The organism is Sulfuriferula sp. GW1, from assembly GCF_047300855.1.
Taxonomy (GTDB): domain Bacteria; phylum Pseudomonadota; class Gammaproteobacteria; order Burkholderiales; family Sulfuriferulaceae; genus Sulfuriferula.
In genome coordinates this window covers 912,825-934,174 of the sequence record NZ_CP170197.1, presented here as the reverse complement: position 1 = coordinate 934,174, position 21,350 = coordinate 912,825, and the positions used below count along the sequence as shown (strand labels likewise).

Genomic DNA, 21,350 nt, shown 5'->3' with positions numbered 1-21,350 from the left:
CCTGTTAACACTGCGCCAGAACCAGCGTTCCTTCGTCTTCCCCCGTCACAAAACGCGCCAGCGCACCGGTTTTGAAAATACTCAATACTGCCAATGGCATATTCTGGTCACGGCACAGGGTGAACGCCGTGGCATCCATTACCTTCAGGTCTTTCTGGATCGCCTCGTCAAAACTCAGCCGCTGATAGCGTGTGGCAGCCGGATCCTTTTTCGGGTCAGCGCTATATACGCCATCGACCTTGGTAGCTTTGACCACGATATCCGCGTTCATTTCCATGCCGCGCAAGGCTGCAGCAGTATCGGTGGTGAAAAACGGGTTGCCGGTGCCGGCACCGAAAATCACTACCGTGCCTTCTTCCAGATAACGCAGTGCCTTGCCGCGAATATAAGGCTCGGCAACTTGCTCGATATTGAGCGCTGATTGCACCCGGCTGGGTACACCCACGCGCCGGAACGCATCCTGCAATGCCAGCGCGTTCATCACCGTGGCCAGCATCCCCATATAGTCGGCTGTCGCACGATCCATGCCCGCAGCGCCCGGGGCCACACCGCGAAAAATATTTCCGCCGCCGATCACCACAGCCACTTGCACGCCCATATCCACCACCGACTTGACCTCTCCCACAATGCGGGCAATGGTGTCACGGTTGATGCCATAGCTGTCGTCACCCATCAGGGCTTCGCCCGACAGCTTCAGCAGGATGCGCTTGTACACCGGGGCGCTCATGGCGTTAAACCTTGGCGGCTGCGGCCACTTCAGCAGCGTAGTCCACCACTTTTTTCTCGATGCCTTCACCCACTACAAACATGGTGAAACCGTTCACCTTGGCCTTTTTCTCGGCCAGCAGCTTTTCCACGGTCTGATCGGGATTTTTCACGAACGGCTGACCCAGCAGGGTCACTTCGGCCAGATACTTGCTGATACGGCCTTCCACCATTTTAGAGACGATATCGGCGGGCTTGCCTGAGTCGGCTGCCTGCGCAGTGTAGATTTCGCGCTCTTTTTCCAGCAAGTCGGCGGACACCTGGTCTTTGGATACGCAGATCGGCTTGCTCGCTGCGATGTGCATGGCAATATCTTTACCCAATGTCTCATCACCATCCAGATCCACCATCACGCCGATTCTGGAACCATGCAGGTAAACAGCCAAACGACCTGCCGTAGTGTAGTATGCGGCGCGGCGAATGCTGAGATTTTCGCCCAGTTTCATGATCAGGGCCTGACGCGCTTCCTGGACGCTGCCACCGGCAGGCAGGGACATCTCGGACAGTGCGGCCGCATCGGTAATGCCGCTTTGCGCCGCCAGTTGTGCAACCGCTGTAGCAAATGCCAGAAAATCCTCGTTTTTGGCGACGAAATCGGTTTCACAATTGATCTCTACCAGCGCACCGGTTTTTCCATCAGCGCTGACAAAAGAACCGATCACACCCTCCGCCGCTATCCTTCCCGCGGCCTTGCTGGCCTTGGCACCGCTCTTGATGCGCAGCAGATCTTCGGCAGCACTCATATCGCCATCGGTTTCAGTCAATGCTTTTTTGCATTCCATCATGCCCAAGCCGGTGCGCTCACGCAGATCCTTGACCATGCTTGCAGTAATTTCAGCCATGCCTTACTCCTTGGGTTCTTAATTCAAAATTCAAAAACTTATTACAAAAAAAGGGGCGTACGCCCCCTTTTTTCCAGAAAGGCCAGCTTATTGCGCTGCAGCTTCTCCGGAGGCCTCCACCTCAACAAATTCTTCGCCTTCACCCAGAATGTCGCTGATCACCTGGCTCCGGCCTTCCAGCACCGCATCAGCCATGCCGCGGGCATACAGGCGAATCGCACGGTTGGAGTCGTCATTACCGGGGATGATGTAATCCACACCCAGAGGACTATTGTTTGTATCCACCACGCCGATGACGGGGATCCCCAGCTTGTTGGCTTCGGTCACAGCACCTTTCTGGTAACCCACGTCGATCACCAACAGCGCATCGGGCAGCGCGCTCATCTCCTTGATGCCGCCTAGGCTGCGATCCAGCTTGTCAAATTCGCGCTGCAGCACCAGGACTTCTTTCTTGGTCAGCTTGGAATTGACATCGCCCAGCATGGCCTCCAGATCCTTCAGACGCTTGACGGATTGCTTGACGGTTTTGAAATTGGTCAGCATGCCACCCAGCCAGCGGTGATCCACATAGGGCATACCGGCGCGCTCAGCTTCTTCGCGCACAATTTCGCGCGCTGAGCGCTTGGTACCGACAAACAGCACAGTACCCTTGTTGGCGGACAATTTGCGCACGAATTTCAGCGCATCCTCGAACATCGGCAAGCTTTTTTCAAGGTTGACGATGTGGATTTTGTTGCGATGACCGAAGATGTACGGTGCCATCTTCGGGTTCCAGAAACGGGTTTGATGGCCGAAGTGAACACCGGCCTCCAGCATTTGACGCATGGTAATGGACATAGATTTTCCTTTAGGGTTAAGCCTCCAGCCGTCGCCCAACACCCCGCATGGGGCACCCTAAGCTATTGACGACTGTGCGAATTTTGATGCGCACCATGCACACCAAGGGCGTAATTCTAGCACGTCAGCAACATTCTCGGCAACGCGCATATGGCTTAACTGAAGGCATGGAATTGCAGTGCCGCAAGATTGGCATATACGCCACCCAGCGCAATCAGCGACGCATGCGTACCTGTCTCCACAATTTCACCATTTTCCATCACGATAATCCGGTCGGCACGTTGCACTGTCGCCAGGCGGTGCGCAATGATGAGCGTGGTACGACCAATCAATGCCGCCTCCAGCGCGCTTTGCACCAGACGCTCGGATTCGGCATCCAGCGCACTGGTCGCCTCGTCCAGCAACAATAGCGGCGGATTTTTGAGCAATGCGCGGGCGATGGCGATACGCTGGCGCTGCCCGCCCGACAGGCGTACGCCACGTTCGCCAAGAAAGGATTGATATCCTTGCGGAAGTTTCTCGATGAATTCATGCGCTGCAGCCATTTTGGCGGCTGCAATCACTTCGGCATCGCTGGCTTCGATGCGGCCATAACGGATATTCTCCAGCGCATTGGCAGAAAAAATTACCGTATCCTGCGGCACAATGCCGATGGCTGCGCGCAGGTCATGCAAATCGAGCTGTCTGATATCCACGCCATCCAGAGTGATCAATCCGTGTTGCGGATCATAAAAACGCAACAACAACTGGAACAGCGTGGTCTTGCCCGCGCCGGACGGGCCGACAACCGCCACGGTCTCGCCCGGCTGGATGGCTAGCGACAAGTGACTCAAGGATGCAGTGAGTGGCCGCGAGGGGTAGTGGAAAGTGACCTCCTGCAGCATCAGTGCAGCGCCATTGTGAGAGCGCGGCGGCAATTTCTGCGGCAGCGCGGGAGGCTGGATCGGCGAATGCGCTGCCATTAATTCCAGCAATCGTTCGGTCGCACCTGCCGCTCGCTGCGCTTCACCCAGCACCTCCGAGAGAGCCCCGATGGCACCCGCCACGATCGCGGCATAGAGGATAAACTGCCCCAGTTCTCCGCCGCTCATCTGGCCGTCGATCACTGCGTGCGCACCCAGCCACAGCACGAACACGATGGCACCAAACACCAGCAAGATCGCCAGCAAAGTCAGCATGGCGCGCGCACGAATGCGCCGCATCGCGGTGTTGAAAGCATTTTCAACCAAGCTGCTGAAGCGGCTGGATTCCATGGCCTCATGAGTGAATGCCTGTACCGTTGGCATCGCGTTGAGAATTTCGCCTGCCATTGCTGACGCATCGGCAATGCGGTCTTGCGAGTCGCGCGACAGCTTGCGCACACGCCGGCCAAAAATAACGATCGGCAGCACCACGACAGCCAGCAGCACAATAATGATGGACGACAGTTTGACGCTGGTAACGAACAGCATCGCCAGACCACCGACGAAAAGCAAGGCGTTGCGCAGGGCCATGGAAATGCTGGTGCCGACCACTGCCTGAATCAGCGTGGTATCAGTGGTCAGACGTGACAATACCTCGCCACTCTGCGTCGTTTCAAAAAACTGCGGGCTTTGACTTACGACGTGCCTGTATACCGCACTGCGGATATCGGCAGTCACGCGTTCACCCAACCACGACACCATGTAAAAACGCGCCGCCGTGGCTACGGCGAGAATGCAGGCCACTCCGAACAGCGCGAGGAAATAGGTATTCACATGCTGGATGCTTTTTGCGCCGGCTGCTCCAAAGCCGAGATCTATCATCTGCTTGAACGCATACGGAATGGCAAGTGTGGCACCGGCTGCAACCAGCAGTGCAATGCCGGCCACGAGAAACTCCCGTTTATAGGGCACCAGAAAAGGCAACAGGCCCTTGAGGGTGGCCAGACTGCTTTTTGGAGTTGATCGGGTATGGGGCATAGGGATTATTCAAGACTCTATCGAAAACATCACACATCGTCGTCGGTTAGCGACAGGAAAAAAACAGGCATCACTTTGATTTAGTTAATATTAAATAAAAATAGCTGAATTTACCGTCGCTCAGCGGCGACAAAATCCACCCTTCTGGCAACGTTCTATCACCCGCTTTTAAGTTATCCAGCTGTTTATTCTAGATATTTTATAAATGGCGCATATTTTGCATACGGACTCAAATCTACGGCGGCATTTTTACCGTAGCCACTTTCCGCGACTCAATTCCTTCGAGAGGACGATCCATTATGCTCAAGAATTTCATGCAGCCAACCCACGTCAAGCCCACTCACCACAGCATGAATAATTCATTATTGGATACGCCAAAGCCATTGGATAGTACGCCCAAACCACTCGAAACTTCTGCGAGCGCAAAACCTGCATCGCATGAAGAAGGCAACAAACTCATCGTAGGGCCCAACATCAAGCTGAAAGGTTCAGAAATCACCGATTGTGAAATTCTGGTTGTGGAAGGCCGCGTGGAAGCTTCCATGAATAGCCGCGATATCCGCATCGCCGAAGGTGGCGTTTTTTCCGGCACCGCGGAGATCGACGTCGCCGAAGTGCGTGGTCATTTTGAAGGTGAACTCACGGCCCGCAAGCGGCTGGTGATTTATGCCACCGGGAAAGTTACCGGTCAGATCCGCTATGGTGCGCTGAAGATAGAGGAAGGCGGTGTTCTCTCGGGAGATGTGGCAACACTCTCAACGCCGCAGGCCAGCCTGGTTAAAGTACCGGAAATTACCATTGAGGAAAAACCGGAAGCTCATCAGGAAAACGTTTCCGGCCCCACTCAAACATATCCGGCTTCCGTGCTCGCCAAAAACTCGGCGGGCCGCCGCCAAGGTTAACCCGTTACACAGCCCTTACCTGCCCCTCTCCAGTACAACTGCAGGTAGGGCGCACCGCCTAATGCTAACGCCAAGTCACTAAATACGAGGACCGCCCCGGCGGTTCTTGAGCCGCGTAAGCAGTGTTTTGCAGTTGACCTTCACGACGTGTTTGCGGGCAAAAAGATTACGGTGGGCGAAGTCTTCAAGGGCTTTGCTGTCCTCTGTCAAGGTATGGATATGCAGGCTCGCCATATCGCTCATGATGTACAGACTGCGTACTTCCGGCTGGCGGGCGAGGTCTTCCGCAACCGCTTCAATCCCTTGAGGATCAACTTCCACATCAAAAAACGCCGAAACGCTACTACCGATTTTTTCCGGATTAACGATCAGGGTAAATTTCTCGATCACACCATCCGTGATCATCTTTTGTACGCGGTCGCGTACATGCACTCTGGAAATTCCCAGCTCACGGGCAATATCAGCGAAGCTTCTGCGCCCGTCGTCGATTAATATCCGCAATATTGTTTGGTCCAGCTCGGTCACGGCTTTCCTTTAAAACTTATCCACCGAACAGCATTTGCAGTGCAACCACGAGCAATAGTATACCGAAAGCCCGTTTCAGCCTTGCCACCGGCAGATGGTGTGCCAGCCTTACGCCCAGGGGCGCCACAATGATTGAAGTAACACCTACCGCAAGCAGTGCCGGCAAATCAATATAGCCGAGACTCCAGGCAGGCAAACCCGGATGATGCCACCCCGACAGAACGAAACCCGCCGCTCCGAACAACGCGATGGGAAAACCCAGCGTGGTGGAAATGGCGATGGCGCGTTTCATCTCGACATTGCAGGCATGCAAAAACGGCACGGAAATCGTGCCGCCGCCAATTCCCATCATGGCGGACAACGATCCTATTCCCAGGCCAACGCCCCAGAGTCCTTTGGGGCCGGGTAGCGTCCAGTGCGCAGCGGGTTGCCATTTGGCCAGCAATTGCAGCGACACGAACATCAGGAATACTGAAAATATCATTTTGAGTGTCCCAGCTGGAATGAACCCGGCCAGATAACCACTCACCAAGCCACCGATCAGCGTGGCGGGGACCAGCATGCGTACTACCGTCCAGTCTATCGCACCGCGTTTTTGCTGCGCCCGGATTGCTGATAAAGACGTAAAAATAATACCCGCCAGGGAGGTGCCGATCGCCAGGTGCGTCAGCACATCAGGCTGCACCCCCTCCTGCTTGAAGATCCAGATCAGCGCGGGCACCACCACGATGCCTCCACCCACTCCAAGCATCCCGCCCAACAGGCCAGCGACCACCCCGAGACCAAGGTAAAAAACGATAAACGACATACAGCTTCTCCACTTTCATCAATACACACAAAACGCTCCTCGAATTCCAGGGCCCCTGACATCTAGAAGCTGGCTACTCCACCGTCGCTGCGCGGGTCTGACGCGCCTTCCAGCGCGCCACCTGGGTGCCAAACGATCGCGCCAGCATGCCCCATGGCTTCGTCGAAATCCTGCAATATCTCGATCTGGTGACCGCGTCGGCGCAAGGATTCGACCACCTCTCCACTAAAGCGCGCCTCGAGTTTCAAGCTGTCCGAGGGTCGTCCCCAGGTACGGCCAAGTAACCAGCGCGGTGCATTCACCGCCTGCTGCAATCCCTGCCCATAGACCATTGCACGGGTGAATACGGCTGCCTGGGTTTGCGGCTGACCGTCTCCACCCATGGTGCCGTACACCATCACGCGCCCGTCATGCAGTCGTGCCAAAGCCGGATTCAGGGTGTGAAAGGGTTTGCGCCCCGGCTTGAGTTCATTCAGGGCGCCTTCTTGCAAGGAAAAGCTGCATCCCCGGTTTTGCCAATTAAGGCCACTCTGTTCAAGCACCATACCGCTTCCGAACTCATGATAGATACTCTGGATGAAACTCACGGCCCGCCCCTGACCATCCACCACACCCATCCATACCGTATCGCCAGGGCCGCGGCCATTTCCCCACGGCAGCGCCTGGTCCAGAGTGATGGCTTTCGCCAAAGGGTTTAAAAATTCAGGCTTCAAACAATCTTGCGCGTCGATGCGCATATCCCTGGGGTCAGTAATATATGCATCGCGGACTATAAACGCCTGCTTGGTGGCCTCCACAACGCAATGCACGTAGTCGGCACTGTCCGGCTCCATTTGGTTCAGTCCCATCCGGTCCAGAATCCCGAGGATCATCAGCGATACTGCACCCTGGGTGGGCGGAGGCAGATTGTAGAGCGTGCCCAGGCTGTGTTCCAACGCCAAAGGCTGGGTCAGCTCAGCTCGATAGCCATTCAGATCGGCCAGGGCGAGAGGGCTGCCGCATGCCGCCAGATCTGCCGCAATGGTCTGCGCAAGTTCACCGCGATAGAAATCGTCCAGACCGGCGCGAGCCAGATGGCGCAGAGTCGCTGCCATTTTGGCCTGGAAAAACAGACTGCCTTCCTGAGGCGTTTCCCCATCCATCAGAAAATGTTCGCGGAAACCAGGCTGGCTTTCCAGCTCCGCTTGCTTGGTCCGGGTGCTGCGCATTTGACTGCCGGTGACAGGCACACCCTGCTCCCCGTAGCGGATAGCTTCGGCAAACAGCCGGGATAAGGGCATGCGCCCGTTCCAGCGCCGTTTGCTCAACGCCAGCGCGCATTCCCAGCCTGACACGGTGCCTGCGACAGTATTGGCCGCCAACGGCCCGCGCACCGGAATGGTATCCAGACCCCGTCCGGCATAAAACGATAGGTTCGCTCGCGCAGCCGCACCACCGCATGCATCGATGCCGACCGGCTCCTGCCCCGGCTCATGAATCAGCCAAAATGCATCTCCCCCGAGTCCCGTCATATGGGGGTACACCATCGCAATGGTGGCAGCCGCAGCTACCATTGCCTCTATGGCGTCACCGCCTTCCTTGAGTACGTCGATGGCCGCCCTGGATGCCAGAAAATGAGGGGCGACAGCCATTGCCGTACCAGCTCTCGATATATTTCTCATGGAATGCAGTGACTCAATGTATCTCCGATATTCAAGATTCTTCCGTCAAGGAAAAAGGCGTTCAGGCTAACGCTGGAGCCATTTCAGCATGCTCGGCAGTAACCATACGTTTGCGCCACGACTTGAGCACGAAAAATGCAAGCAAGGCTGTCGCCACATCCATTACCGTAACAATGCCAAAGATGGGTACCCAACTGTGTGTGGCTTCATGAAGCAAGGCGGCGACCGGAGCCCCGAGAATAGCGCCAACGCCTTGAGCCATATACAAAAATCCATAGTTGGTGGTCGCATTGCCGGTACCGAAAATATCCGTCAAGGTAGAGGGGAACAACGAGAATATCTCACCCCAGCCGAAGAACACGACACCCGACAGCAGCACAAACGCCAACGCATTCTCTCTAAAGGCAAGCATCATTACGATCGCAATGGCTTCCAGCATAAACGCAACGGCCATGGTGTTTTCCCTGCCAATATGATCGGAGACCCACCCGAAAAATGGGCGCGTCAACCCATTGGTAAATCGATCAATCGACAACGCCAAAGGCAGCGCCGCCAAACCGAACACCAGCACGTCGCTGACCCCGAAATCCTTGGCAAACGCCCCCATCTGGGAGATGACCATCAGGCCGCCGGTAGACATCATGGCCATCATTACGAACAACAGCCAGAAGACGGGGGTTTTCAGCATCTCTTTCGAAGTGTAATGGCGCGTACTCTGGGAAATGGCCGGACTGGAAGCGTTGATAACCAAGGCCGGCAACTCCGAGGATTTCGGCGCACGACGCAAGCCCTGCGCAACCACCAACCCTACCAGGCCGAGAATCATGCCAAATACCGTCAGGGCGTGTGCATAGCCCGCACTTTTGATCATCGAGGCGATGGGGAAAGTCGTCAATATCGCTCCGAAGCCATAGCCCGCCGCCACCAGCCCTGTTGCAAGACCTCGCTTGTCCGGAAACCATTGCACCATCAAACCGACAATGCCCACATAGATAATCCCTGTTCCCAACCCACCCATCACACCGTAGGAAAGATATAACCCGGCCAGATCATGGGCCGCTGCAGCCAGCACCCAACTGCCGCCCGTCAATATCGCACCTATTGAAATCAGCAATCTGGGCCCAAACTTTTGTATCAAGAAGCCTTGCAGGGGCGAAAGCCAGGTCTGCAAAACAACAAAAATCGAAAAGGTAACCTGCACGGCTGCAAGGCTGGTATCAAGCGAAGATTGCAAGGGTTTCACAAACAGGGTCCAGACATACTGTGAACTCGAAATGGACATCATCGCAACCAGCCCGAAAACCAGCTGCCACCAGCGGTTATGCGACCACTTTGACGAACTCTCTAAATCAGCAACTTTATTCATGTATTCACCTCACTAAAATGTCAGCCCTAACAAAAGATCAGAGCTTTCAGGAGGTCTTTAGCAACATGCATGCTAAACACAAATAATATTGCATTTCAATGCATTAGACAACAGAATAATATCAACCCAGCATTTTTCATACCCTTTCATGCCCGCATTGGTGCGCGACAATCCAGTGTGGTGCACTTATCATTTGTTATTTTTTATCCTTGAATAACTAACATTTGATTATTTTTTTGCTTGCGCTGCTCATTATCAGGAAAAAATCCCGGAGTACCGGAAACAACTGGTTATAAGCATTTTTTTACGGGGACAAGGAATGCACTGGAGAAGTGCGGTGAAAAAAAGAAAATAGCCGGGACCGCATGCTTTTTTCCCGGTAGTAGGGGACAACTGGACGCTAATTTACTTGGCAGCGATCGGACGCTGGGGTGCTGCAGTATGCGTGCCGATAGACATAGAGGATTTTTCGTGGAGGGCCAGAAAAGGAATCCAGCCGCAGATTGCCGCAAATCCGAGAAGACTGAAAATCGTAAGCGCGATTCCGGATATCAACAATATGGGATATAAATTTCTTTTTGATAAGTTCATTCCGAACGCCTTCCCTCGAGGCGATGACACAGAAACCCCGCAGTTACACCATTACACGAAATACCGCCGCATAATCTAACCACGCACACTGAGGTTATTTACAACGTAGGAAACACCCTGTACCTCTGTTGCCAGAACCACAGCCAGCTGTTCCTGTACGGCTTTGCGGACCCATCCGGTCAACTCCACCCCTCCCGCAAAAGTTTCCACATGGATAAATGCCTGACCCATAGACAGGAGCTGCTTCAATGCACGTTGTATATTGGCTGTGATAATCCGGTCATCAACAGCCTTCAATACCTGGATTTGTGAATGGAAGGAGCGTGCGCGGTGTTGCATCTTCATGAATCGTATCCTCTAGCTATTAAACAAAACCCGGTCCAAGCCGCCCGGCATTGCAAACGTTTCTAAGCAGCCCTTGATCATGAGCGACCGAAACCCGCGCTGCTTAATCATTATTTTTGGGAATCAAATTATTGATGACTTTCGTAACTCCTTCTACGCCGGCAGCGATTTTCCCGGCCGCCGCAACTTGCTTGTCATTGTCAATAAACCCGCTCAGTTGTACCGCTCCTTTGTAGGTTTCGACATGTATCTGCAAACCTTTCAGAAGTGAATGTTTGAGTAGACCCGCTTTCACTTTTGCAGTGATCACGCTGTCATCCACATATTTCGCTACCTGGACGCGCTCATTTATTGACTCTGCTTTGACAAACTCGCTTTTGTTCAATTTTCCGTCGCCATTGGTATCCGCCTCTTCAAATGCCTTGCTGGACATTTTGTGTTCAGCAGCTTCCTCCTTGCTGATCAAACCATCCCGATTGGTATCATATTTTTTGAATGTGGAATCTCCGGGCTGGGACAGTGGTGTCCCGTGGGATGCGGTGGCAACCCCAAAAGTAAGAGCCATTCCAACCAGAAAGCTTAAGCAGGGTCTCTTTTTAAGAGTGAATGTGGGGTATTCAAAGCTTAAGCAGGGTCTCTTTTTAAGAGTGAATGTGGGGTATTCCATGAATTGATTCCTTGTTTTATTTGTTCCTCACCACGGGTAGCTGACCGATCATTCCAGATAAGCAACAACCCAAATTTTCTGCCGCCCTAAAGAAAACGAAGCAAAACCCAACCAACTCAATCAGAACTAATCATTCAAGTCGACTTTGGGCGTACCTCGCAGTAATGCTATTTGTTGTTTAGTACTTTGGAGTTCCTGGAGATGGCATGGTCGGTGCGTCGGCCGACGGTACGCTTGCGGTCGCCATGGCATTGGCCAACTCGTCAGGGCTCAGTTTTCCGTCGTGGTTGGCATCAGCCTCTTTGAATACCTGTGCAGGCATGCCCTGTGCCGAGGCTTCTTTAGGGCTGACGAAACTGTCATGGTTTGTGTCAAACAACGACATGGCTGGAGAAACTTCAGTTTTGCTGGCTGGGGCAGCATGACTATGGGCCATTCCGAAAACAACCAATGCGGTTCCCAATGCGAATGCCTGGACTGCCTTATTTTGCAAATTTAATGCTCGATAACTCATCTGTCGCTCCTTAAAGTACGCAGCAATATTGCTGTCTACAAAAATGAGCAATTGTTATGCCATACTGAATTATCGATTAATAACAGTGAGTTACTTATAAAAAAAGGGGTGAGGAACAGGTTTGTGTCGCCTTCCAGCAACATGGATATGGCAGCAGCATGCTAACTTATTGAAAAATATTGGAATACATCTTGTCGCCGAACGGTGACGGGGAAAAGGATTTATGACAGTTTAAAAGTCGCGGCATCAAGTTGATGTCGCTGCAGCAATTTATAGAACTCGGTACGATTGCGTTTGGATAGGCGAGCCGCCTGCGTCACATTGCCGGAAGTGATTTTCAACACTCGTACCAGATATTCTCTTTCGAAGCGCTTGCGCGCTTCTTCGAACGAAACCAGCTGCTCTTCTTCCTTATGCATGGCGTCATATACCAGCACAGAGGAAATAAGCGGCGTGGTAGACAGAACCACGCATTGCTCGACGATATTCATCAGCTGGCGCACATTGCCCGGCCAGGATGCGCTGACCAGCATCTCCATCGCCTCGGGTGCGAAACCATTGATATTCTTTTCGTATTTTTTGGTCAGCGAGGCAAGAAAATGGTTCGCCAGCAAAGGAATGTCCTCGCGCCGCTCCGACAGGGACGGAATGGTTAACGACACTACATTTAGCCGGTAATAGAGATCCTCGCGGAAGTTGCTGGTCGCCACCTCTGCCCTGAGATCACGATGGGTCGCAGAAATAATGCGCACATCCACCGCGACTGTCTGCGCAGAACCCACCGGTCGTATCTGCTTTTCCTGCAGCACGCGCAACAATTTTACCTGCAGCAGCAGCGGCATATCGCCGATCTCGTCGAGGAACAGCGTGCCTCCTTCAGCGATCTGGAACAGCCCTTTATGATCGCGTACGGCCCCTGTAAAAGCCCCCTTCACATGCCCGAACAGTTCCGACTCCAGCAACTGTTCCGGGATAGCTGCGCAATTGACCGCCACAAAAGGTCGATTGGCGCGTTTTCCCGCGTAATGAATGGCGTGGGCGAACAATTCCTTGCCGGTACCGCTCTCTCCGTGTATCAGCACACTTGCATCACCCTCTGCAACGAGCTGCGCCTTGGTGAGAAGATCTTCCATCGCTGCACTTTGCGTAATGATGCCGGCGCGCCACAGTGCCTGGGGCGTTTCAATCTGAGGCGTGATGCCGGGTGAAATTCTGAGCGCCTGGGCAATCTGGGCCAACAGGGTCTTACTGTCGAAAGGCTTGGCCAGATAACCGAAAACACCACGCTGCGTGGCTGCAACCGCATCTGGAATCGTGCCATGTGCGGTCAGGATAATGACCGGCAAGGTGGGTGTAGTACGATGAATGTGCTCAAACAAAGCCATGCCGTCCATACCGCCCATCTGCATATCGGTGATCACCAGTTGCGGGCGCGACACATCCAGACGATTGAGTGCTGACTCGGCATTTTGCACCGTCTCCACTTCATAACCGGCAGCAGCCAACCGAATCGAGAGCAACTCCAGCAGATCGGCATCGTCATCGACAACCAGGATTTTTAGTTTGGATTCAATCATGGTTTTATAGTAATTCCGCGCCTATCCCGGCGGATAAGATTTTTTTCCATATTCTTGATGCCATCAACCTGTCCTTGCAATGCATCGACCCGTTTCTGCTCATCTTTCAGTTTTTGCGACAGATCATCTGCATTATTATTGGCACGTTGCTGTTCTGCGAGCATCATCGCCATCATGTTTGCCAGACCACGCAAGCTTGGTGAAGGCGCTTTGGTTTCTTTGCTCACTTCGTTGAGCAAACCAAGCGCGGCTGCCGTATCGTGGAATGGCGTATTAGGCATCGAAAGAAGTAACGCTACCCGCACTCGATTTACATCCGTTTTGGATTGCGCCAGACCCTGCCGCGCTTTGTCATATTCTTTAATCAGTTCCGGCGCTGGCTGTTTACGCAAAAAATCGTAATACAGCATCAACTCTTCCACATGACTGGTCACGAGCAAGGAAGGCGACCACCCCGTAGCTGAAAGATGCGAAGGGTTTGTCGGCAAGTTTGTACATGCTGCAAGGGACACCGACATAATAACGGGGAAAATCCAGAATCGTTGCAGAATGTCAGACATGTGCGCCTTCCGAATTACCGATCGGTAACAACAAACGAAAACAGGCACCAGCGCCATCTTGTTTCAAAAGCTCGATCTCCCCTCCGTGCGTACGCGCATATTCGCGGGCGATGGATAACCCAAGACCGGTTCCCTGGACATGCATATCCGGCGCCTTGCGCCCCTGATAAAAAGGCTCGAATACCTTCGCATGATCTGCTTCCGCCACGCCTGGACCCGAATCCGCAACCTCCAGCCAAACCGACTCGCGAACCCGCCTCACATTGATTTTAATATGCCCTCCTGGAGGAGAAAACTTCACCGCATTCGACACGAGATTATCCACAATAATGCCAATTTTTTGTTTGTCACATTCAACCACCAGGTCAGAGCATGTCAGTTCAACCTGCAGGTTTTTGTTCATGATTGCGAGTTTCTGATCCTGCAACACATCCTCTACAATTTTTTTCAATGCCGCCGAGCATTTTACAAGCCCGTTTTGTCCGTTTTGAAGCGCGCTGTAATTAAGCAAATCCTCGATGCGTTTTTGCAATTGTATACTGTTGGTGTAAAGAATATTTGCGATCTGGCGCTGCTTCACGCTCAACTCTCCAGCCACCCCTTCCACCAGCAAATCAGCGCCCTCGCGCATGGCCGTGAGCGGTGTCTTGAGTTCATGCGAAACATGGCGCAGAAAGCGGGTCTTCTGCTCTTCCACTTCCAGCAGGCGGCGGCGCATCCAGTCCAGCCTTTGCCCAAGGTACCTTAAATCCTGCGGACCTTCCACGCTCACGGCTTTGGAAAGTTCACCCTCTCCCATGGTCCTGATGGCGGCATCGATCTGTCGAATCGGACGCGCAATCAATACCGAAAAACCGAGCGCCAGCAGAATAGCAAACGGGACCAGCGCAAGCAGTTGCCATACCACAATCGATCGTGCATGCCAGGCCATGTCCTGCATTGCAGTCACTTCGTGCTCAATCAACGCATAACCGCTAGACGAGAAAGCGCGTGCCGTATCCAGCAATGGCACAAAATCACTGACGATTTCCTGCAAGCCCTGTGATGATCGGCGCGCCGAAGATACCTGCTGAAAAATGGCTGATTCGGAAGCTGTGAGTCGGTCCAGCACCTGTTTCTGATCCGGGCGCAAAGACAATGCAGAGAGACTCATCGCCGTACTCACGAATTTCGCATGCGCCTGGAAATAACCCTCCAGCAAGGATGCATCGCCGAGGATCAGCGTTTGTCGCACACTACGTTCCATGGTGGAGATTTCATCCAGCAGGACGCGGCTGCCATGCGCGATCTGTGCTGCCTGGTAAACCGCTTTGCGGCTCTGCTCGGCCAGTTTATCAATAGATAAAGCGCTATTGATGAGGGCGATGATAAGCGGCAGGGCCACCAGAACAAATCCGATGAGAATCAGTTTCAGGAAGGACTTGGGATTATGCCGGAGCAATCCCTTGGAAACGGGCGCGGACTCATCCTCCAATTCAACGAGCGGCGTGCTTGCTTTCATATCCTGAATCCTCTAGCCGGATTTGTGCATTGCCGGCCGTTTCAATCGCCCGGCAATCGCGACAAAGCGTGACAAGTTTAAGGACGACACGCATCGTTTGTTCAGCCAGATCGGACGGGCAGGGCAACCCGGCCCTGCCCTGAAGTTCACTTAACGGAATCTGGTCAGTTCCGGGTCATCAATTTTCTGTTCAGGCAAACCTGTCATGGCTGGCAATTCCGACAATTTAGGCATGCCATTCTTGACCATTATCTTGCCACTCTTGTCTTTCCACACGATACCTGGCGTACCGTTAAAACCGAATTTTTGCATCAACTCGGCATTTTTTTCCAGTTTCTTGGCAATCTCGGGATAAGCGCTGGCCGTGTATTTTGCCGGAGGATTTTTTTCCTTGCCGAAATTCTGTTCATTCGCGCGGAATGCTGCGGTCGGATTCGCCGAGGCCAGCATTTCTATCGCTTTGGGCAGACTGGTCGGCGCGAGGTATGCAACCGGCACCCAGCGGACTTGCAAACCAGCCGCCTCATACGGCTGCAGCGCTTTCCAGGTCATATGGCAAAACGGACAGTTTGGATCGAAGAACGCATACAGGATGCCTTTAGGCGCCTTGGCGCCTTCCACGATCATCGTGGTTTTTTCCAGATCCTTGAAGACAGCCGAAAAATCCGGTTTCGGGATATATTTCTCGGCATATTCCTGCGACAGATTGGCGCCGCTCTCGCTGATCATCAAACCCGCCACCAGGGTTTTATTGTCCGGCGTAGTGAATACAATGGAGTATTGTCCCTCGCGGGAAAGAACCCAGCCTGTCATACCCGAAGCGGCAGGGAAAGATTTTGCAACCTTGACGCCCTGATTAACGGCGGTCTGAATGACCTTGGGATATTCGGCCGCGAATACGCTGGTGGAAAGGCCCAGTACTATTCCAAACAAGGCTGTTTGTTTCAATGATAATTTCAATTTCATTCCTTTTTGATTGATGACGATCAGGAAGCTGGCGATTTTTTCCGCTGCCCATTGCGATTGCTTTGAAAAGCGCTCCCCATTTAGGGAACGGTAATGTCATTTAGTTCATATTGACAAATGCGCTGAGGAAAAAGCCTTCGTTAGCGGCCTTGAATGTATCCATAAACAAGCAGAACGGCAATGCATCTGAATTGGGCGGCCAGTTGTGGATGCTCACAGGCTATAAGTTGGCCACCCCGTTTCCCTCGGGACAAAAACTCATCCAGCGCTCGTCAACGCAGCGATTCCTGCGCCCGCAAGTACTACTGCTGCGCCGATTCGCATGGCGGCCATGAAACCGGATACCGCATCACCGCCTGCCGCATAAATGGCACCAAGCACCGCCACACCCAGGGTCGCACCCACCATCCTGGCAGTGTTCACCAGCGCGGCGGCAGTACCGGCGCGAGATGATTCCACGGCGGCCACCGCGGCTGCCAGAACCGGGCCGGTATTCAACGCCATGCCTATTCCGGTCAACAGTAGCCCAACCACCGCTATTCCAAGTGGCCGGCCTGCCTGGGTAAAGGACAGAGTCCCTATCCCGCAGCCGATCAGGGCCATGCCGCCGGCCATCATGCGGCGCGATCCGAAACGGCCGCTCCAGGCGCCTGATTTGTGAGATAGCGCGATAAATGCCAGGGACATGGGCAGCAATGCAACACCTGCCCAGGAAACACTCAGGGTGCCAGACATCTGCCAGACCATCGGCAATAGAAACAGCACGCCGTACATACCGAAGGTCATGGCTGCTGCGACAGCGATAGCGCCACCGAACCTTCGGTTGCGGAACAATTGCAGCGGCATCATCGCAGCCTGTCCCGCACGATTTTCGACGAACAGAAACAACAGCAGGCACAGCCCGCACGCTACAGCACTGATACTTGCAATATATCCATGCTCGATCACCGCCATGGACAATCCTGCCAATGCCAGCCCGGCAAAAATCTGCCCGGGCAGATCAATGTGCCGGCCATGTGGATCAGAGGATTCTGGAATCACGCGCGGTGCCAGCCATAGCACCGCCAGACCAATCGGGGCGATCAGCAGGAACACGCTACGCCAGGTGGCCAGCTTGATCAGCAAGCCGCCCAGCGTGGGACCGATAGCCAGGGCGGCTCCGTTCGTGCCTGCCCAGATACCTATCGCATGGGCGCGTTGCTGCGGTTCGACCCAGATGACTCGAATGAGGGCAAGCGTGCCGGGCAGTAACAACGCCGCGCCGGTTCCTGCAATGACCCGGCCGCCGATCAGCACGCCGGTACTCGGCGCCAGCCCGCACAGGAGTGTACCGATTGTGAAAACAGCCGCTCCCACCATGAGCATGCGCCGGCGGCCGAACAAGTCAGCCAAAATTCCGCCCGACATCAGCAATACGGCGTAGGTCAGGTTGTAGCCGTCCACCACCCATTGCAGCGATGTCAGCGGTGCATGCAGGGCCACGCCAATGGCATGCACCGCCAGATTGACCACCGATGTATCCACCTGGACCATCAAGACTCCCAGGCACAGAGTCAACAGAATCAGACCGCGGCTTTGGGTATCGACTGCAAGCTTATTTAACGCTGTGGTCACACCAACTCCTGGCAGGCGAGCCGCGTTTGTACTCAGGCTTATGGGATATGAAACTTTAGGGCGGATTCGATCCAGGGTCAATCAAATCCGATTTTACCGTCGAGATGGCATGTGATTAATGGCTTACACGCCTTCGGCACACAAGCCATTGCGGATTTGACGCTTGCGCAACCTTACTCTACACCGTGATCAGTTCCACACTGTCCCTTTTAATCAGGAAGGTCTTCAGCGTATAAAGTTCCGCCTGCGGCTGGCGGATGGTGGTCACCGCCTTCATGGTACAGGTAACCCCACCCTGTTCGACATCCATCAGGCAATAGCCATGGGTCGATGAGTTGAAGAATTTCATGTGCGGGTTCCCCGCAATCAGCAGGCCTTCCACGCCTACCCCGGGTGGCGTGGGGATAGGGACAGGGAGAGGCGCGCTGGAAAGTGGAACCTGGGACAGGGCAAGCTCGCTAAAATTGGCGGAACTGATCGACCCTACCACCAGTTCCACGCCCACGGGCTCCGAGGCGTCGTCGAAGTTCGGCTTCAGATAGCCGGCGATGAAGCTATGAATGTCGCCGGTGATGGCGACAAAATTTTTTACTCCATAAAAACCGATATTGGACAGAAGCCTGGCTCGCTCCGCCGGATAGCCGTCCCATTGGTCCAGCGTCACGAAAACCGGCCCGACCTTCATCTGCATGGCAGTGACTTCGTTGGCCCAGAATTTCCAGGTCGCCGTACTGTTGCGCACGGTGTCCAGGAACCAGTCGCGCTGGGTGCCGCCGAGCATGGTGCGCGTCGCGTTCTCAGCTGCGGCGCAACGCTGGGTGAGGTAGCGCTGGCTGGTCGCGTCACCGCAGGGCGGCCCGTCGCGGTACAGCCGCTCATCGGTTGCCACCAGATCCATGAGGTTGCCGAACCGGAAGGTGCGGTAAACCTGCACCGAGTCCAGCGGCGCTGCCGCCGGATCGAAGGGTACGTCCGCCACGCCGTACTCCACCCACGCCTGGCTGGCTGCCTGCCTCAGCGTCGGGGTGGGCGCGTCGGGATTGGGGTTGTTGTCAGGGTGGTAATCCTGGTAACAATCGTTGGCGAATTCATGGTCGTCCCAGAGCTGGATGAAGGTGAAACGCTCGTGCACCGCCTGCAGGTTGGGATCGGTCTTGTATACCCGGTACAGGTGCCGGTAATCCTCCAGCCCGGCGGCCGCGCTGCCGCCGCTCGGCAAAGGCGGCACGGAACGCACCTGCGCGTTCTGAAAGCTGGGATCGGCCACGGTCTCGTAGATATAGTCGCCCAGGAACACGACAAAATCCGCGTCTTCCTTCGCCAGATGTGCCAGGGCTGTGTAGTAGCCATTGGAATAATCCTGACAGGAGATGAAGGCGAACCTGATCCGTTCCAGGCTGGCGCCGGCTTCCGGCAGGGTCTTGAAGCGTCCCACGCGGCTCGCGCACTGGTTGTAGATGAAGCGGTAATAGTAAGTCCGCAATGGCTCAAGTTTCCTGTGCTGGATCGGCAGCTTGACGGTGTAGTCGTGGGCACCGTTGAGCGACGCGCGCCCGCGGATGACAACGCTGCCCGACAGGAACCCGGCATCGCTGGCGATCTCGAAAGCAACCGATCCGGGCGCAGCCGGATCGATCGCAGCGGGATCCACCCGTGTCCACAACACGATCCCATGGGGGCGCGGATCGCCGCTGCTGACGCTCAGGCTGAAAATGCGATTGGGCGCAATGGCCGGATCGACCTGGAATTCCTGGTCATAAAGCAGGGGGTCCACAAAACTGACCGGATTGCTGTAGCCATTCAGGATATCCGCGGCCGCAGAACGCCCGGAAACCAGCCATGCAACAGCTCCCGTCGTTCCCAGCCCTTTGAGAAAACCTCTTCGATTCATGCCATTTCCGCCCATTCATTTCGTCAGCCGCAAAGACTACTGGCGGTCTGTTGCAGCAATATGACCGGGCAATATCAAGCAATGGCGCCGGGTTCAATTGGTCGGGGAACAAGTTCGTGGCCGCCGTGTCGGAATTTATCCTATCGACGAAGCGAAAGGAGATGATCATGAAAGCTGTCATGTATGAAGGCGTACGCAGCATGAAGGTTTCCGAACAGCAGCGCCCCGCGGTCGCCGGTCCGAAGGATGCGGTACTGCGGGTGACGACCACGGCCATTTGCGGCAGCGATCTGCATATGTATGAAGGCCGCACCGCGCTCGATGCGGGGCACATGGTGGGTCACGAGATCATGGGCGTCATCGAGGAGGTAGGCGAGGCAGTCACCAGCATCCGGAAGGGAGACCGCGTGGTGCTGCCCTTCAATATCGCCTGCGGTTAATGTTACAACTGCCATCGCGGCTATACCAACATGTGCCTCACGATGAATGAACAGAAAGCCCACGCAGCCTACGGCTATGCCGGCATGGGCCCTTACAAGGACGGCCAGGCGGAGTATGTCATGGTGCCGAACGCGGATTTCAACTGCCTGAAACTGCCGGGCCAGCCTTTCGATCAATGGGAGGAGGATTTCATCCTGCTGGCGGATGTCTTCCCCACCGGCTATTACGCGACCGAACTCGCCCAAGTCGGTCCGGGCCGGAGCGTGGCCATTTTCGGGGCCGGCCCGGTGGGGTTGATGGCGGCGCTGAGCGCGTCTATCAAGGGCGCGTCGGAAATTTACGTCGTCGATTTCATTCCCGAACGGCTGAAAAAGGCGCAGGAACTGGGCGCCACGCCGATCAACGCACGCGACGGCGATCCGGTGGAGCAGATATTCCAGCGCCGGCAGGCGGCGGCGCCGCTGCAGCAACGGCTGCGTCCGGGCGAGGAAAAACTCAAGGGCGTGGAGTGCGTGATTGATACGGTGGGCTACCAGGCCCGTGACGACAAGGACTATGACCGCGAGAAGCCGATGCAGGTGCTGGACAACATGATCCGGCTCGTCAACCCGGCCGGTCATGTCGGCATTGTGGGCGTTTACATTGCCCCGGATCCGGGCGCGGAAAGCGAGCAGGCGAAGCATGGCATCTTCCCGCTCCCGCTGGCCGAACTCTTCGACAAGGCGGTCACCATCGGCATGGGCCAATGCCCGGTCAAGCAATACAACGAGTATCTGCGCGACCTGATCATCGCCAACCGCGCCAAGCCGAGCAAAATCGTCAGCCATCGCATCCAGATCGATCAGGCGCCGGAGGCGTACAAGAAGTTCGATGAACGGATCGACGGCTACACCAAAGTGCTCATCCAGTTCAGGGAAAAAGCGCGCGCCGCCGCGTAATCAGAGAATGCCACCCTGCCCCATATGGTGCGGGGTGGCAGCGGAGCGTAGCACCGGCTACGGACAGCTTCATTGAGCACTATTTCCTGCCCACCATTT

The 21,350-nt window shown here is 54.8% G+C and carries 21 protein-coding genes; 4 read left to right on the top strand and 17 right to left on the bottom strand.

Annotated features, from left to right (window positions below; all coding sequences use genetic code 11):
- Positions 1–4: 4 nt before the first annotated feature.
- The 4 genes from pyrH to ACFDAU_RS04705 all read right to left on the bottom strand — a co-directional run bounded on the left by pyrH (position 5) and on the right by ACFDAU_RS04705 (position 4,384).
- Positions 5–727: a UMP kinase gene (pyrH, locus tag ACFDAU_RS04720; protein WP_413438860.1), complete on the bottom strand. Its 723-nt coding sequence runs from the start codon at positions 725–727 to the stop codon at positions 5–7.
- A gap of 4 nt (positions 728–731) precedes the next feature.
- Positions 732–1,607: a translation elongation factor Ts gene (gene tsf, locus ACFDAU_RS04715; RefSeq protein ID WP_413438859.1), complete on the bottom strand. Its 876-nt coding sequence runs from the start codon at positions 1,605–1,607 to the stop codon at positions 732–734.
- A gap of 87 nt (positions 1,608–1,694) precedes the next feature.
- Positions 1,695–2,444 carry a 30S ribosomal protein S2 gene (gene rpsB / locus ACFDAU_RS04710; RefSeq protein ID WP_413438858.1) on the bottom strand — a complete coding sequence of 250 codons (750 nt, stop codon included), beginning with the start codon at positions 2,442–2,444 and terminating at the stop codon, positions 1,695–1,697.
- A gap of 155 nt (positions 2,445–2,599) precedes the next feature.
- On the bottom strand, positions 2,600–4,384 hold the full coding sequence (locus ACFDAU_RS04705) for an ABC transporter transmembrane domain-containing protein (RefSeq protein ID WP_413438857.1): 1,785 nt from the start codon (positions 4,382–4,384) through the stop codon (positions 2,600–2,602).
- A 299-nt stretch (positions 4,385–4,683) separates the two neighbouring features.
- On the opposite strand from ACFDAU_RS04705, the gene ACFDAU_RS04700 reads away from it, so the two are divergent.
- Positions 4,684–5,286, top strand: a complete 603-nt coding sequence (locus tag ACFDAU_RS04700; protein ID WP_413438856.1) for a bactofilin family protein — start codon at positions 4,684–4,686, stop codon at positions 5,284–5,286.
- A gap of 78 nt (positions 5,287–5,364) precedes the next feature.
- Here ACFDAU_RS04700 and ACFDAU_RS04695 read toward each other — a convergent pair whose 3' ends face one another.
- From ACFDAU_RS04695 to ACFDAU_RS04650, 10 genes are all read right to left on the bottom strand, one after another.
- Positions 5,365–5,811, bottom strand: a complete 447-nt coding sequence (locus tag ACFDAU_RS04695) for an Lrp/AsnC family transcriptional regulator (RefSeq protein WP_413438855.1) — start codon at positions 5,809–5,811, stop codon at positions 5,365–5,367.
- A 16-nt stretch (positions 5,812–5,827) separates the two neighbouring features.
- Positions 5,828–6,619 carry a sulfite exporter TauE/SafE family protein gene (locus tag ACFDAU_RS04690; RefSeq protein WP_413438854.1) on the bottom strand — a complete coding sequence of 264 codons (792 nt, stop codon included), beginning with the start codon at positions 6,617–6,619 and terminating at the stop codon, positions 5,828–5,830.
- A gap of 62 nt (positions 6,620–6,681) precedes the next feature.
- Positions 6,682–8,250, bottom strand: a complete 1,569-nt coding sequence (locus ACFDAU_RS04685) for a gamma-glutamyltransferase family protein (RefSeq protein WP_413438853.1) — start codon at positions 8,248–8,250, stop codon at positions 6,682–6,684.
- Between the two features lie 91 nt (positions 8,251–8,341).
- Entirely contained in the window at positions 8,342–9,646 is a 1,305-nt protein-coding gene (oxlT, locus tag ACFDAU_RS04680; protein WP_413438852.1) for an oxalate/formate MFS antiporter, read from the bottom strand.
- Between the two features lie 666 nt (positions 9,647–10,312).
- Positions 10,313–10,582: a BON domain-containing protein gene (locus ACFDAU_RS04675; RefSeq protein WP_413438851.1), complete on the bottom strand. Its 270-nt coding sequence runs from the start codon at positions 10,580–10,582 to the stop codon at positions 10,313–10,315.
- A 103-nt stretch (positions 10,583–10,685) separates the two neighbouring features.
- Entirely contained in the window at positions 10,686–11,249 is a 564-nt protein-coding gene (locus ACFDAU_RS04670; protein ID WP_413438850.1) for a BON domain-containing protein, read from the bottom strand.
- A 178-nt stretch (positions 11,250–11,427) separates the two neighbouring features.
- Positions 11,428–11,763, bottom strand: a complete 336-nt coding sequence (locus ACFDAU_RS04665) for a hypothetical protein (protein WP_413438849.1) — start codon at positions 11,761–11,763, stop codon at positions 11,428–11,430.
- Positions 11,764–11,984: 221 nt separating this feature from the next.
- Positions 11,985–13,340: a sigma 54-interacting transcriptional regulator gene (locus ACFDAU_RS04660; protein ID WP_413438848.1), complete on the bottom strand. Its 1,356-nt coding sequence runs from the start codon at positions 13,338–13,340 to the stop codon at positions 11,985–11,987.
- Positions 13,337–13,900, bottom strand: coding sequence for a dihydrolipoamide acyltransferase (locus ACFDAU_RS04655; protein ID WP_413438847.1), 564 nt, complete (start codon positions 13,898–13,900; stop codon positions 13,337–13,339). The genes ACFDAU_RS04660 and ACFDAU_RS04655 overlap by 4 nt, the downstream gene beginning before the upstream one ends.
- Positions 13,893–14,936, bottom strand: a complete 1,044-nt coding sequence (locus tag ACFDAU_RS04650) for an ATP-binding protein (RefSeq protein ID WP_413438846.1) — start codon at positions 14,934–14,936, stop codon at positions 13,893–13,895. The genes ACFDAU_RS04655 and ACFDAU_RS04650 overlap by 8 nt, the downstream gene beginning before the upstream one ends.
- A gap of 138 nt (positions 14,937–15,074) precedes the next feature.
- Between ACFDAU_RS04650 and ACFDAU_RS04645 the strand changes: the two genes are divergently transcribed.
- Positions 15,075–15,245 carry a hypothetical protein gene (locus ACFDAU_RS04645; protein WP_413438845.1) on the top strand — a complete coding sequence of 57 codons (171 nt, stop codon included), beginning with the start codon at positions 15,075–15,077 and terminating at the stop codon, positions 15,243–15,245.
- 306 nt (positions 15,246–15,551) lie between these two features.
- Here the strand turns inward: ACFDAU_RS04645 and dsbG are convergent, their stop codons facing one another.
- The 3 genes from dsbG to ACFDAU_RS04630 all read right to left on the bottom strand — a co-directional run bounded on the left by dsbG (position 15,552) and on the right by ACFDAU_RS04630 (position 19,872).
- Positions 15,552–16,361, bottom strand: a complete 810-nt coding sequence (gene dsbG, locus ACFDAU_RS04640) for a thiol:disulfide interchange protein DsbG (protein WP_413438844.1) — start codon at positions 16,359–16,361, stop codon at positions 15,552–15,554.
- Positions 16,362–16,625: 264 nt separating this feature from the next.
- On the bottom strand, positions 16,626–17,981 hold the full coding sequence (locus ACFDAU_RS04635; RefSeq protein WP_413438843.1) for an MFS transporter: 1,356 nt from the start codon (positions 17,979–17,981) through the stop codon (positions 16,626–16,628).
- A 178-nt stretch (positions 17,982–18,159) separates the two neighbouring features.
- Complete coding sequence (locus tag ACFDAU_RS04630; protein ID WP_413438842.1) at positions 18,160–19,872, bottom strand: alkaline phosphatase D family protein; 1,713 nt, start codon at positions 19,870–19,872, stop codon at positions 18,160–18,162.
- Between the two features lie 167 nt (positions 19,873–20,039).
- Between ACFDAU_RS04630 and ACFDAU_RS04625 the strand changes: the two genes are divergently transcribed.
- Positions 20,040–20,312, top strand: coding sequence for an alcohol dehydrogenase catalytic domain-containing protein (locus ACFDAU_RS04625; protein WP_413438841.1), 273 nt, complete (start codon positions 20,040–20,042; stop codon positions 20,310–20,312).
- A 42-nt stretch (positions 20,313–20,354) separates the two neighbouring features.
- On the top strand, positions 20,355–21,251 hold the full coding sequence (locus ACFDAU_RS04620) for a zinc-binding dehydrogenase (protein WP_413438840.1): 897 nt from the start codon (positions 20,355–20,357) through the stop codon (positions 21,249–21,251).
- Positions 21,252–21,350: the final 99 nt, after the last annotated feature.